Genomic DNA, 13,815 nt, shown 5'->3' on the forward strand with positions numbered 1-13,815 from the left:
CTGATGCAATACCTCAGGGACCTTTGTGCCGAAAACCAGCGCATAGGTCTCTATTTCTGTCCGGAACCGGACGGGCGGTCCTGTCGAGGACCGACCGGTACGTCCGCTGGTGCCGGCCACCCCCCACCGGGCGCGGATGGGCTCACAAAGCCGAAGCGTCCCGAGCAAGCAAGGATCGACCATGGCTTCCAGCCTGACGACGGCCTCGCCGAGCCCCGCTCACGAGAAGACCGTCCTCGGCCACCCGATCGGCCTGGCCACGCTGTTCCTGACCGAGATGTGGGAGCGCTTCTCCTACTACGGCATGCGTGCGCTTCTCGTCCTGTACCTGGTCTCCGGCGGCGTTGACGCCGCGACCGGCAGCCAGGGCGGCGGTCTCGGCTTCACCGCCGCGACGGCCACGGCGATCTACTCCGTCTACGTGGCCATGGTCTACCTCATGGCCATGCCCGGCGGCTGGTTCGGCGACCGTGTCTGGGGCGCCCGCAAGACGGTCGCCATCGCGAGCTTCGTCATCATGGCGGGCCACGTGGCGCTGGCCGTCCCCGGCCAGCTCGCGTTCTTCCTCGGTCTGCTGCTGGTCGCGGTCGGCTCCGGTCTGCTGAAGGCCAACATCTCCACGATGGTCGGCCACCTGTACAAGGACGCGGACGACCCGCGCCGTGACAGCGGCTTCACGATCTTCTACATCGGCATCAACGTGGGTGCCCTCCTCGCCCCGATCGGCATCGGCATGGTCGGCGAGCTGGTGAACTGGCACCTCGGCTTCGCGCTGGCCGCCGTGGGCATGGGCATCGGCCTCGCGATCTTCCTGCTCGCGGGCCGCACGCTGAGCCCGAAGAGCAGCCTGGTCCCGAACCCGCTGAGCGCCGCCGAGCGCAAGGCCGTGATCACCAAGGTCGTCGCCGTCCTGGCCGTCGTCGCCGTCTTCTACGGCGCCGTGGTCGCGGCGGACATGTTCACCATCAAGTGGGCGCTGTACCCGATCACCATCGCCGGTCTGATCATCCCGGTGGCCGTCCTCGTCCGGATCAAGCGGGACAAGGACCTGTCCTCCGTCGAGCAGACCCGGATGAGTGCCTACATCTGGTTCTTCGTGGCCGCCGCCGTCTTCTGGATGATCTACGACCAGGGCGGTTCGACGCTCTCGCTGTTCGGTGACAAGAACTCCGAGCGGGCCCTGTTCGGCTGGGAAGTCCCCACCACCATCTTCCAGTCGCTGAACCCGCTCTTCGTGGTGGCCCTGGCCCCGGTCTTCGCCGCCGCGTGGGTGGCGCTGGCCCGCCGCAACCGCGAGCCCAGCACCATCGTGAAGTTCTCGGTGGCCCTGGTCATCGTCGGTGCCTCGTTCTTCGTCTTCGCCATTCCGCTGAGCCAGACCGCCGGCAACGACACCAAGGTCACCATGTGGTGGCTGGTGCTCATCTTCCTGATGCACACCATCGCCGAGCTGTGCCTCTCCCCCGTCGGCCTGTCGGTCACGACGAAGATGGCGCCGCAGAAGTACGCCTCGCAGATGATGGGCGTCTGGTTCCTGGCCGTCACCGCCGGTGACTGCGTGACCGGTCTGCTCGGTCTGGCGGAGGTCCGGATGAACGGCGTCGGCGTGATCCTCTTCCAGGCGTTCGCCGCCGTCGCCGCCGGTGGCGCGATCTTCATGTACCGCAAGAAGGTCAACGCGCTGATGGGCGACGTCAACTGACGCGTCCCGCCCCGTGGTAGGCAGCGGCCCGGCACACCGGATGGTGTGCCGGGCCGCCCGCGTGTCAGCGCCTGGTGCCGCGCAGGCGGCGCCACGGCGTGAAGGTGAACACCGCGCCGCCGAGCAGGATCACCGTGCCGGCGACGAGGGCGAGGGCCTTGACGCCGCCCCCGTCCTCCGCACCGGTATCGGCGAGGCCGCCCGAGGTGGTGCTGCCGCCGGTGGTGGTCGGGGAGCCGGAGCCGCCCGGCTGGGCGGTGGTGTCCAGTTCCAGCGAGACGCCGCTGCTGGTCGCCTTGCAGGGGACGTTGATCGGGGTGGAGCCGGGCGCCATGGTGACGTCGATCGTCAGCTGGTCCGGACTGAGCGTCACCTTGCCGGACTTGCCGGGCTTGTAGGTGCCGGTCATGTCGCTGAGGCTGACCGGGGCCTTGTCCGGGATCGGCTCGGCGTTGGCCGGGCCGGAGACCTTGACCGTGCCGCTGTCCGCGCCGCCGAGCTTCACGTCCATCGAGGGCTTGAGGGCTCCGGCGGGCAGCGCCATCGGGGCGGCCATCGCGCCCTTGGCGGTCTTGACGGTGAGGTCGTAGCTGCCGCCGTTCTTCTTCGCGTTGATCGTGACCGGGGTCTTGATGCCGCCCGGGACGACCGCGCCGCAGTCGAAGGACACCTCGACCGCCTTGCCCGGGAAGTCGCTCTGGCCTCCTCCGCCCCCGCTGCCGCTGCCGCCCGAGGTGGTGGTGGAGCCGCCGGCGCCCCCGGTCGCCGTGCCGCCGGTCGCCGTACCGCCGCTGGTGGTGCCACCCGTCGTCGTACCGCCCGTGGTGGTGCCGCCGCTGGATCCGGCCGTGACGTCGATGACGGCGCCGCCCTTGACCTCTCCGACCGGGGCGCACTTGGTGACGAAGGTGCCGAAGGGGAAGGAGACGGCGACGTCGTACTTGCCGGGCGTCAGGCTGACCTTGCCGGCCTTGGTGAGCTTCAGCTTGCCCTTCATCGTGGACATCCGCATGGGTGCCTTCTTGGGGATCGGCGGGTTCTTCTTCTCCCCGACGACCTTCAGCTCCCCGCCCCCGCCCCCGACCGTGATCCAGCCGGTGGGCTGGACGGAGTCCTGCGGGATGTCCATCAGGTCGGTGTTGTTCGAGGCCGGCTTGACCGTCTCCCAGGACACCTCGACCTCGTCGCCGACCTTGGCCGTGGCCGGCGCGGTGACCCTGGCGGTGGTTTCGCCCTCCACCGGGGAGCCGCCGCCGGCCGGCGGCACGCACCTGACCTTGAACGTGGCCTCGGCGGCCTGGGCGGTAGGAGCCGTGATGGCGAGGCCCGCGCCGCCGAGCAGCAGCGCGACCAGGGCCGCGCTCACCCTCCGTCGGTTCTTCACGATGGTCCCTTCGTCGTCGAACGGTTCTCAGACGGTGCGGACGTCTGCGGTGCTGTCTCCGGCGCGCTGTCCGGGGTGAACCACGGCAGGACCGCCGTGGTGGTCTCGGGGGGCCGCGCCGGGCTCCCGGCGGAGCCCGGCCCGGGCAGCCGGGCCGTCACGGCGGCCTCGGCTTCGGCGGGCCGCCGGCCGCGGTGGCGGCCGGCGCCGTGCCCGGTGCGCGGCCGGACCCTGTCGACGACGGCCATGCCGGTACGGAAGAGGGCGGCCGGGACCACCACCAGGAGCAGGCCCCAGAACAGCAGGACCCCGTACGGGCGGGCCACGCCCCAGGGCTGGGTGGCCAGGACGGTCTCGCCGTACTTGAGGGAGACCGTGTAGTCGCCGTGGGCGCCCCCGGGGAGGGTCACGTCGAGTGCGATCTCCGCCTTGCCGCCGGGTGGGATGGTGCCCTTCCAGCGGGCCTCCTCCCACAGCGGGGCGAACACGCCGTGGGCGGTGCCGAGCTGGAAGACGGGGTCCTTGACGGGGGCCGTGCCGAGGTTTCCGACGGTGGCCCTGAACTTCCGGGCGGGCGGCGCGCCGAACCAGGTCAGCACCCCGTCGTCCCCCTCCAGCCGGACCCCGGTGAGCATCGCGAGGCGGCCGGTGCCGGATTCGGCGGGCAGTTCGGCCACCGGATGATCGGTGATCTTCAAGGCGGCGGCGACGGTGGACCGGTCGCCGTTGACGGAGGTGACGTTGACGACGCAGGGGCAGGGCTTCGGCGGTGCGGCGACGGGCAGCCGGGCGGTGAAGCGCCCGTCCTCGGCGACGGAGACCGCCGCCCCGTCGGCGTTGGCGCAGCTGTTGGTGCCGCCGATCATGTTCTGCCCGCACACCAGGAGCATCACCAGGGTCCTGGGCCGCCAGCCGGTGCCCGTGACGGTGAGCTCGGTGCCCTTGGCGGCCTCCTGGAGGGAGAGCGCCACGGCCGGTTTGACCTCGTCCGCGGCGGAGGGGACAGCGGGCAGGAGCGCGAGGGCGCACGCCGCCAGCCCCGCCAGGAGGGCCCGGGCGGTGCGGTCGAGCGCGCCGAGCGCGCCGCGCACCGTGGCCCTGCCCGTGCCTGCGGCTGTGCGGCCGGCTCCGGCGCCGGTTGTGCCGCCGACCTTGGCGCTCACCTGGAGGCTCCCGTCAGTTCGTGTTCGGGTGCGGGTGCGGGGTTCGCCTTTCCGGACGCCGCCGGGGGTCCGCCGCGGGCGCCGTCGTCCGCCGGTTCCCGCCGCGGGCGCCGGCCCCGTACGAGGAGCAGCGCGCCGAGCGCGGTCCCGCCGAGGCCCAGCAGCCCGAGGCCCGTCCGGCCGGCCGCCCGCCACGGCACGCACCAGGCGGAGGCGGTCGCGGTGGCCCGGGCGCCGCCGGGCGCGGTCGCGGTGACCGTGACGCGGACCCGGTCCAGGGCCGGGGCGCCGGGCCAGGGCTCGGTCAGCTCGACCCGCTGCCCGGGGAGCAGTTCTACCGGGGCGGCCCGCGGGCCGGGGCCTGGGACCGCACCGAAGGCGCCTTCGGCGCGGATGTCCAGCTCGGGGGCGAGGGTGACGTTGCCGCGGTTGACGAGGGTGTACGCGACGACCGCGGCCGCGCCCCGGCCCCGTACGGCGACGTCCTCGACGGTGAGGGCAGCCAGGGTGGGGCCGCTGACCCGCAGGTGGACCCGTACGCCCACTTCCCGGCCGTCTTCGGCGGCGATCACGGCGGCGGGGTGGTCGCCGGGCGGCGACGCGGGCGGCACGGTGACGGTGAAGGGGACCACGGCGCGGGTGCGGGGCGGGATCGTCACGGTGGCCCCGGCACCGAAGCTGAACCAGGAACCGGCGCCGTCGGCGGTGTCGTGGGCGTCGGCGGTGTCGTGGGCGTCGGCGGGGTCGTCGGCGTCGGCGGGGTCGTCGGCGTCGGCGGGGTCGTCGGCGTCGGCGGGGTCGTCGGCGTCGGCCCCGCGCAGGGTGACCGTGCGTTCCCGGTCGGTGGTGTTGGTCAGGGCGAGGCGGTCCTCCAGCACGGCGGCGGGGGCGCCCTCCAGGTAGAAGTACGGGCGGGCGGCGGCCGCTCCGGCGGCGGGTTCGGCGGTCCAGCCCGGCTCGTCGGCGGCCGCCGGGCCGGCGGGGGCCGGGTGCAGCGCGGCTGCGGCGAGCAGGACCAGGAGGAGGCGGAGGGCGCGCCTGCGGGTGTGGAGCACGGGCATGGCCGGGGTGCTCCCGTCAGGACCGGGCCCGCCGGCCGCGCCGGGTCAGCCAGAGCACGCCGGCCGCGCCGGTGAGCATCACGGTGGCGCCGAGGGTGCCGAGGGCGAGGGCGGAGTCGGCTGGTCCGGTCTGCGGGAGGGTGTCGGCGGCGGGCTCTCCGCCGGCCTGCGCGCCCGTCCCGCCGCCCCCGCCGGCCGCGGTGACGTCCAGTTCCAGCGAGGGTCCCGGGTTGTTGCCGGGGGTGCAGGTGGTCGTGGTGCCCATCGCCTTGATGGTGAGCACCCCGGCGGTGAAGGTGGCCTTGCCGCTCTTGCGGGGGGTGTAGGTCCCCGAGAGGTCGGTGATCCTGATGGGGGTGTCGGGCGGTATCGCCTCGGGGTTGGACGGGCCGGACACCGGTACGGACACCTTCTCGGCGCCGCCGACCACGATGACGGCACTGGGGCTCATGGCGCCCTTGCCCAGCTCGATGGGGCTGGAGGAGACGCCCTTCTGGAAGGACATGGTCAGCTTGTAGCCGTCGCCCTGCTTGACGGCCTTGATGTCGATGGGTGACACGGCCGACTTGTCCCCGATCGGGGTCTTGCAGTCGTAGGCCACGTCGACGACGGCGGCGTGGGCTGTGGGGGCGGTGAGCAGCACCGCCGATCCGGCCAGCGCGGAGGCCAGCGCGAGCGCGGTGGAGCGTTTGCGGTCGGACACCTTCGTCTTCCCCTCGGGCCACTGACAACTGACGGCACATCAGATCGGTGGCTCAAGGTACGCCCGGGGCCTTGAGGAGGGAAGACGAAGGACGGGCCCGGATCGACCGTTCGTCAGTGGGCGCGGACGCCCTCGCGCCACACCGCGGAGACGAGCGGTACGCCCGGCCGGTAGGCCAGGTGGACGTGGCTGGGGGCGTCCAGCAGGGCCAGGTCGGCGCGGGCTCCCGGGGCCACCACGCCGATGTCCGCGCGGCGCAGGGCACGGGCGCCGCCGGCGGTGGCCGACCACAGGGCCTCGTCGGGGGTCATCCGCATGTCGCGGACGGCGAGCGCGATGCAGAACGGCATGGAGCTCGTGTAGGAGGAGCCGGGATTGCAGTCGGTGGACAGGGCGACGGTGGCGCCCGCGTCGATCAGGCGCCGGGCGTCGGGCCACTGGGCGCGGGTGGAGAACTCGGCGCCGGGCAGCAGGGTGGCGACGGTGGTGGCCGCGGCCTGGGCGAGGGCGTCGACGTCGGCGTCGGTGAGGTGGGTGCAGTGGTCGGCGGAGGCGGCCTCCAGCTCGACGGCGAGCTGCACGCCGGGGCCGTGGGAGAGCTGGTTGGCGTGGACGCGCGGGATCAGCCCGGCGGCGGCGCCGGCGGTGAGGATCGCGCGGGCCTGGTCGCCGTCGAAGGCGCCCTTCTCGCAGAAGACGTCGACCCAGCGGGCGTACGGGGCGCAGGCGGTCAGCATCTCGCCGGTGACGAGGTCGACGTAGCCGGCCGGGTCCTCGGCGTAGTCCGGGGAGACGATGTGCGCGCCGAGGTAGGTGACCTCGTCGGTGTGCGCGGAGGCGATGCGCAGGGCGCGGGCCTCGTCGGCGACGGTGAGGCCGTAGCCGGACTTGGTCTCGAAGGTGGTGGTGCCCTGGCGGCGGGCCTCGTCGAGGTGGCGGACGAGGTTCGCCTCCAGCTCGGCGTCGGAGGCGGCGCGGGTGGCGGCCACGGTGGTGCGGATGCCACCGGCGGAGTAGGCGCGGCCGGACATCCGGGCGTTGAACTCCTGGGTGCGGTCGCCGGCGAAGACGAGGTGGCTGTGGCTGTCGACGAAGCCGGGGATGACGGCGCGGCCGGCCGCGTCGACGCTTTCGTCCGCGGCCGGGACCTGGGCGGCGGGGCCGACCCACGCGATCTTGTCGGCGTCGATGACGACGGCGGCGTTCTCGATCAGGCCGAGGGGGCTGCCGTCGCCGACGGCGGGGTCGTTGGTGACGAGGCTGCCGATGTTGGTGATGGCCGTGGTGGTCACTGGGTTCCTCTCAGAGCCCCGGGGCTCCGCCCCGGACCCCGCGCCTCAAACGCCGGCGAGGCTGGGTTCTCCAGCCCGTCCGGCGTTTGAGGACCGGGTCCGGGCGGAGCCCGGTTTCGGGAAGGGGCGGGGTGGGGGAAAGCCCGCCGCAGGCGGCAGGGTCAGGCGCGGAGGGCCGCGATCGCTTCGGACAGGGCGGACGGGACGTCGGCGACCAGGGTGTGGTGGCCGTCGCGGACCACGTGCCGGCCGGCGACGACCGTGTGGCGGACGTCGGCGGCGGTGGCGGCGAAGACGGCCGTCTCGGCGCCCAGGCGTGGCAGGGGGCCGGCCGTGCGGACGGAGTCCAGGGCGACGGTGGTGAAGTCCGCGAGGGCGCCCGCCTCCAGGCGGCCCGCGTCGGCGAGGCCGAGCGCCGCGTGTCCGTCGGCGGTGGCGGCGGTGAGCAGCGCGTTCGCCGTCCAGTGGCCGCGCGTACGGCTGCGCAGCCGTTCGTTCAGCTCCATCGCGCGGGCCTCTTCGAGCAGGTCGACGACGGCGTGGCTGTCGCTGCCCAGCGACAGGGAGCTGCCGGCCTGCTGGAGCCGGGTGGCGGGGCCGATGCCGTCGGCGAGGTCGCGTTCGGTGGTGGGGCACATGCAGGTGCCGGTGCCGGTGCCGCCGAGCAGGGCGATGTCGGTGTCCGTGAGGTGCGTGTTGTGGACGCCGGTGGTGCGCGGGCCGAGCACCCCGTGGTCGGCCAGCAGCTGTGTCGGGGTGCGGCCGTGGGCGGCCTGGCAGGCGTCGTTCTCGGCGGTCTGCTCGGACAGGTGCACGTGCAGCGGTGCCCGGTGCTCCTCGGCCCAGCGGGCGACGGTGGCCAGCTGGTCGGCGGGTACGGCCCGTACCGAGTGCACGGCCGCGCCGATCAGGGCGTGTTCGCGGGGTTTGAGGGCGCTGACGCGTTCGGCCCAGGCGTCGGCGCTGCCGTCGGAGAAGCGCTGCTGGTGGGCGTTGGGGGCCTCGCCGAAGCCGGAGGACAGGTAGGCGGTGTCCAGGAGGGTGATCCGGATGCCGGCCGAGGCGGCGGCCTCGATCAGGGCCTCGCCCATGGCGTTGGGGTCGGCGTACGGGGTGCCGCCGGGCGCGTGGTGGACGTAGTGGAACTCGCCGACGTTCGTGATGCCGGCCAGGGCCATCTCGGCGTACACGGCGCGGGCGAGCGCGAAGTAGTTGTCGGGGGTGAGGTTCTGGGCGGCCCGGTACATGAGTTCGCGCCAGGTCCAGAAGGTGCCGGAGCCGACCTGGACGGAGCCGCGCAGCGCCCGGTGGAAGGCGTGGCTGTGGGCGTTGGCCAGGCCCGGCAGGGTCAGGCCGCGCAGGACCTCCGCGCCGGGCGGCGGGGTGTCGGTGCCGGTGCGCAGGGCGGTGATCCGGCCGTCGGTGCCGGTCTCCAGGGCGACACCCGGCTCGACATGGGTGCCGAGCCAGGCGTGCTCCAGCCAGTACGTCGTCAGCGGCATGCCAGCCCTTCCAGTACGTCGGCGAGGGCGAGGACGCCGGCCACGCAGTCGTCCTCGGCGGCGAACTCGCGCGGGGAGTGGGAGACCCCGGTCGGGTTGCGTACGAACAGCATCGCGGTCGGGACGGCGGCGGAGAGGATCCCGGCGTCGTGTCCCGCCCCGGTTCCCAGGACGGGGACGGACCCGCCGAGGATGCGGTTCATCTCGTCGCGCAGGGCGTGCTCGAACTCGACGACCGGGGTGAAGGACTCCCGGACGATGTCGAGGTCGATGCCGTCCTGGTCGGCGCGCTCGCGGGCGGCCTTCTCGATGGCGGTGACGACCGTGTCGAGGGTGGCCTGGTCGGCGGCGCGGGAGTCGAGCCAGCCGCGTACGAGCGAGGGGATGGCGTTGACCCCGTTGGGCTCGACGGAGATCTTCCCGAAGGTGGCGACGGCTCCGGCGAGGGCTGCTTCGCTGCGGGCCGCGAGCACGGTCGCCGCGTACGTCAGCATGGGGTCGCGCCGGTCCACGAGGCGGGTGGTGCCGGCGTGGTTGGCCTCGCCACGGAAGTCGAACCGCCAGCGGCCGTGCGGCCAGATCGCGGAGGCGATGCCGACCCGGTCGCCGGACAGGTCCAGGGCGCGGCCCTGTTCGACGTGCAGTTCGACGAAGGCGCCGATGCGGGCGAGCCGTTCGGGGTCGGCGCCGATGGCGTCGGGGTCGTATCCGGCGGCCTCCATGGCCTGGGGCAGGCTGACGCCGTCGGCGTCGCGCAGCTCGTGGGCTTTCTCCCTGGTCAGCTGGCCGGCGGTGAGCCGGGAGCCGACGCAGGCGAGGCCGAAGCGGGCGCCTTCCTCGTCACCGAAGTTGGTGATGGCCAGCGGCCTGGAGAACTCCGCTCCCCTCCTGCGCAGTTCGTCCAGGGCGGCGAAGGAGGACACGACGCCGAGGGGGCCGTCGAAGGCGCCGCCGTCGGGGACGGAGTCCAGGTGCGAGCCGGTGACCACGGCGTCCCCGGCGAGGGGGTCGCCGAGCCAGGCCCACTGGTTGCCGTTGCGGTCGGTCTCGTAGGCGAGGCCGCGCGCCTCGGCCTGCTCCTGGAACCAGGTGCGGCAGTCGGCGTCGGCGCCGCTCCAGGCGTAGCGGCGGTAGCCGCCGGTGTCGGCGTTGCGGCCGACGGGCGCCAGTTCGGCCCACATCTCGTGGAATGACGGCGCCCCGCCGGGGCCCGCGGCCGGTCCGGCCGCGGGGGTGAACTCGGCCTCGCTCACGCGTCGTCGCCCTCGCGCATCGGGACGCGGACGCCGCGCTCGTCGGCGACCGTCTCGGCGATGTCGTAGCCGGCGTCGACGTGGCGGATGACGCCCATGCCGGGGTCGTTGGTGAGGACGCGGCGGATCTTCTCGCCGGCCAGCGGGGTGCCGTCGGCGACGGTGACCTGGCCCGCGTGGATGGAGCGGCCCATGCCGACGCCGCCGCCGTGGTGGATGGAGACCCAGGAGGCGCCGGAGGCGACGTTGACCATGGCGTTGAGCAGCGGCCAGTCGGCGATGGCGTCGGAGCCGTCGAGCATGGCCTCGGTCTCGCGGTACGGGGAGGCGACCGAGCCGCAGTCGAGGTGGTCGCGGCCGATGGCGAGCGGGGCCGCGAGGGTGCCGTCGGCGACCATCTCGTTGAAGCGCTCGCCGGCCTTGTCGCGCTCGCCGTAGCCGAGCCAGCAGATGCGCGCGGGCAGGCCCTGGAAGTGGACGCGCTCGCCGGCCATCTTGATCCAGCGGTGCAGGGACTCGTTCTCGGGGAAGAGCTCCAGCATCGCCTTGTCGGTCTTGTGGATGTCCGAGGCCTCGCCGGACAGGGCGGCCCAGCGGAAGGGGCCCTTGCCCTCGCAGAACAGCGGGCGGATGTAGGCGGGGACGAAGCCGGGGAAGGCGAAGGCGCGGTCGTAGCCGGCCAGCTGGGCCTCGCCGCGGATGGAGTTGCCGTAGTCGAAGACCTCGGCGCCGGCGTCCATGAAGCCGACCATGGCCTCGACGTGCCTGGCCATGGACTCGCGGGCGCGCGTGGTGAAGCCGGCCGGGTCCTTGGCCGCGTAGGAGGCCATGTCGTCGAAGTCGACGCCGACGGGCAGGTAGGAGAGCGGGTCGTGCGCCGAAGTCTGGTCGGTCACGATGTCGATCGGGGCGCCCTCGGCGAGCATCTGCGGGAGCAGGTCGGCGGCGTTGCCGAGGAGGCCGATGGAGAGCGGCTTGCGGGCGTCTCGTGCCTCGACGGCCAGCTGGAGGGCGTGGCGCAGGTTGTCGGCCTTGACGTCGAGGTAGCGGTGCTCGATGCGGCGGTCGATGGCGCGCGGGTCGACGTCGATGCAGATCGCGACGCCGTCGTTCATGGTGACGGCGAGGGGCTGGGCGCCGCCCATGCCGCCGAGGCCGGCGGTGAGGGTGATCGTGCCGGCGAGGGTGCCGTTGAACTTCTTGGCGGCGACGGCGGCGAAGGTCTCGTAGGTGCCCTGGAGGATGCCCTGGGTCCCGATGTAGATCCACGAGCCGGCGGTCATCTGGCCGTACATGGTCAGGCCGAGGTGCTCCAGGCGGCGGAACTCCTCCCAGTTGGCCCAGTCGCCGACCAGGTTGGAGTTGGCCAGCAGGACGCGCGGGGCCCACTCGTGGGTCTGCATGACGCCGACGGGGCGGCCGGACTGGACGAGCATCGTCTCGTCCTGCTTGAGGGTCTGCAGGGTGCGGACCATCGCGTCGTACGAGCGCCAGTCGCGGGCGGCCTTGCCGGTGCCGCCGTAGACGACGAGCTTGTCGGGGTGCTCGGCGACCTCGGGGTCGAGGTTGTTCTGGAGCATCCGCAGGGCGGCCTCCTGCTGCCATCCCAGGGCGCTGAGCTCGGTGCCGCGCGCGGCGCGTACGGGGCGGGGTCCTGACATGGCGGGGTGCCTCCTCCGATGTTGGTAATTCCATTCACATCCTCGCGCCCTGAATAGATTCAGTCAACAGCTGCGGGCGGCGCCGTCGGGTGATGGGATGGCGGACATGGCCGCAGACACGTGGGGCGAGGACGTCGCCGCGCGCCGGGACCTGGTCGTACGGGCCGCCGTCGAGCAGGGACTGGTGGGCGGCTCCGACGCCGCGCCGCCCCTGGTCTGCCTGCTGGACACCGACGGGATCCGGGCCTCCGCCACCGCTCTGACCACGGCCTTCGCGACCGCCCTGGCCCCTGGCACGCCCGTCCTGCACGCCTTCGCCGTGAAGGCCGCCCCGCTCGTCCCGGTGCTGCGGCTGCTGGCGGCCGCCGGGCTCGGCTGCGAGGTCGCGAGCCCCGGCGAGCTGGCCCTGGCGCGGGCGGCGGGGGTGCCGGCTGGCCGGACGGTGCTGGACTCCCCCGCCAAGACGACGGCCGAGCTGCGCGAGGCGCTGGCTCTGGGGATCGCCGTCAACGCCGACAACCGGCAGGAGCTGGAACGCCTCGACGGGCTCGTCGCGCAGGCGCCGACCGCGTCCCCGATCGGCGTCCGGATCAACCCGCAGACCGGCGCGGGCACCATCGACGCGCTGTCCACGGCCACGTCCACCTCCAAGTTCGGCGTCGCCCTGCGCGACCCGGGGGCGCGCGCGTGGCTCGTACGGGCCTTCCTGGACCGGCCGTGGCTGACCCGCCTGCACATCCACTCGGGCTCGCAGGGCGTCCCCCTGGAACTGATCGCGGAAGGCGTGCGGGAACTGCACACCCTGGCCGAGGAGATCAACGCGGCGGCCGGGCAGCGCCGGATCGACACCCTCGACATCGGCGGCGGGCTCCCCGTCGACTTCACCTCGGACGCGACGGACCCGACGTACGCCCGGTACGTGTCCACCCTGCGCGAGGCCGTCCCGGCGCTCTTCGACGGCTCCTACGGCCTGGTCACCGAGTTCGGCCGCTCACTGCTGGCCGAGCACGGGCTGGTGCTGGCCCGGGTCGAGTACACCAAGAGCAGCGGCTCCCGGCCGATCGCCCTCACCCACGCCGGCGTCCAGCTCGCGACCCGCACCGCCTACGCCCCGGCCGCCTGGCCGGTGCGGATCCTGCCGTACGACGCGAAGGGCGCCCCGAAGACCGGCGCCCCGGTGGCCCAGGACGTCGCGGGCCCGGCCTGCTTCGCGGGGGACCTGCTCGCCGCGGCCCGCGAGCTGCCGCCGCTCTCCCCTGGCGACCTGATCGGCGTACCGGACACCGGCGCGTACTTCTTCACGGCCCACTACGGCTACAACAGCCTGCCGCGCCCGGCGGTCCACGGCTACACGGTGACCCCGGACGGCCGCGTCCGCTTCAGCCTCGCCCGCCCGGCGCAGACCGCCGCGGACATCGTGGCGGAGGCGGGCGGCGCCCACGCCGACGCGCTGCTCTGAGCGGTGGCGCCCGCTCAGCCGGCCAGGATGGCCGCCAGGGCCGGGGCCAGGCCCGCGACCAGGTCGTCCGGGGTCAGCGCGGTGACGGCGGGCAGGCGCAGCAGGTAGCGGGTCAGGGCCACGCCCAGCAGCTGGGTGGAGACCAGGCCGGCCGTGCGGGCCGCCCGCTCCGGGCCGAGGGCCGCCGCCAGCGCGGGGGCGACCTGCGCCGCGAACACCTCCCGCATCCGGGCCGCGGCCTGCTCGTTGGTGACCGCCGAGCGCAGCAGCACCAGCAGGGTGTCGTCGGCCGGGTCGCCCTCCCACCGGTCCACGAAGTGGCGCACGAGGGCTGCGGGGAGGTCGCCGGCCGGCACCGCCCCGAGGTCGGGCAGCCGCAGGTCCACGGCCAGGGCGGCGTCGAAGAGCCGCTCCTTGCTGCCGAAGTACCGCATGACCATCGACGGGTCGATGTCCGCGTCCGCGGCGACCGCCCGGATGGTGGTGCGTTCGTACCCCTGGGCGGCGAACCGCTCGCGCGCGGCGCGCAGGATCGCGGCCCGGGTCCGGTCGGAGGAGCGTCGCTCTGTCATACCAACAAGCGTAGGCCAACATCTGTTGGCCAACAACCGTTGACATCCTCGACGGCCGGGCGC

General features: G+C 73.7%; 11 protein-coding genes. 2 read left to right on the forward strand and 9 right to left on the reverse strand.

Annotated elements, in window-relative coordinates:
- Nucleotides 1-181 precede the first annotated feature (181 nt).
- The gene (locus BSL84_RS13195) at nucleotides 182-1,702 is read left to right on the forward strand and encodes a peptide MFS transporter (RefSeq protein ID WP_030030860.1); all 1,521 of its coding nucleotides are present in this window, start codon (nucleotides 182-184) and stop codon (nucleotides 1,700-1,702) included.
- Nucleotides 1,703-1,766: 64 nt separating this feature from the next.
- Here the strand turns inward: BSL84_RS13195 and BSL84_RS36060 are convergent, their stop codons facing one another.
- The 8 genes from BSL84_RS36060 to hutU all read right to left on the reverse strand — a co-directional run bounded on the left by BSL84_RS36060 (nucleotide 1,767) and on the right by hutU (nucleotide 11,721).
- A complete protein-coding gene (locus BSL84_RS36060) occupies nucleotides 1,767-3,086 on the reverse strand; it encodes a hypothetical protein (protein ID WP_159393518.1) in 1,320 nt (439 codons plus the stop codon).
- Nucleotides 3,083-4,177 carry a hypothetical protein gene (locus BSL84_RS13205; protein ID WP_075972076.1) on the reverse strand — a complete coding sequence of 365 codons (1,095 nt, stop codon included), beginning with the start codon at nucleotides 4,175-4,177 and terminating at the stop codon, nucleotides 3,083-3,085. Before BSL84_RS13205 ends, BSL84_RS36060 begins: the two co-directional genes overlap by 4 nt.
- 68 nt (nucleotides 4,178-4,245) lie before the next feature.
- Entirely contained in the window at nucleotides 4,246-5,310 is a 1,065-nt protein-coding gene (locus tag BSL84_RS13210) for a hypothetical protein (protein WP_075970412.1), read from the reverse strand.
- A gap of 16 nt (nucleotides 5,311-5,326) precedes the next feature.
- On the reverse strand, nucleotides 5,327-6,013 hold the full coding sequence (locus BSL84_RS13215) for an LPXTG cell wall anchor domain-containing protein (protein WP_045324278.1): 687 nt from the start codon (nucleotides 6,011-6,013) through the stop codon (nucleotides 5,327-5,329).
- A 113-nt stretch (nucleotides 6,014-6,126) separates the two neighbouring features.
- Nucleotides 6,127-7,305 (reverse strand): imidazolonepropionase, encoded by a 1,179-nt coding sequence (gene hutI / locus BSL84_RS13220; RefSeq protein ID WP_075970413.1) that lies wholly within the window; start codon nucleotides 7,303-7,305, stop codon nucleotides 6,127-6,129.
- Nucleotides 7,306-7,466: 161 nt separating this feature from the next.
- On the reverse strand, nucleotides 7,467-8,807 hold the full coding sequence (locus BSL84_RS13225) for a formimidoylglutamate deiminase (protein ID WP_045324282.1): 1,341 nt from the start codon (nucleotides 8,805-8,807) through the stop codon (nucleotides 7,467-7,469).
- A complete protein-coding gene (locus BSL84_RS13230) occupies nucleotides 8,798-9,988 on the reverse strand; it encodes an allantoate amidohydrolase (protein ID WP_030029123.1) in 1,191 nt (396 codons plus the stop codon). The genes BSL84_RS13225 and BSL84_RS13230 overlap by 10 nt, the downstream gene beginning before the upstream one ends.
- Before the next feature lie 68 nt (nucleotides 9,989-10,056).
- Entirely contained in the window at nucleotides 10,057-11,721 is a 1,665-nt protein-coding gene (gene hutU / locus BSL84_RS13235; RefSeq protein WP_030029125.1) for a urocanate hydratase, read from the reverse strand.
- Between the two features lie 106 nt (nucleotides 11,722-11,827).
- Between hutU and BSL84_RS13240 the strand changes: the two genes are divergently transcribed.
- A complete protein-coding gene (locus tag BSL84_RS13240; protein WP_075972077.1) occupies nucleotides 11,828-13,180 on the forward strand; it encodes a diaminopimelate decarboxylase in 1,353 nt (450 codons plus the stop codon).
- 14 nt (nucleotides 13,181-13,194) lie between these two features.
- Here BSL84_RS13240 and BSL84_RS13245 read toward each other — a convergent pair whose 3' ends face one another.
- The gene (locus BSL84_RS13245) at nucleotides 13,195-13,752 is read right to left on the reverse strand and encodes a TetR family transcriptional regulator (RefSeq protein ID WP_030030759.1); all 558 of its coding nucleotides are present in this window, start codon (nucleotides 13,750-13,752) and stop codon (nucleotides 13,195-13,197) included.
- Nucleotides 13,753-13,815: the final 63 nt, after the last annotated feature.

Origin of the sequence: Streptomyces sp. TN58 (assembly GCF_001941845.1) — a bacterium.
Taxonomy (GTDB): domain Bacteria; phylum Actinomycetota; class Actinomycetes; order Streptomycetales; family Streptomycetaceae; genus Streptomyces.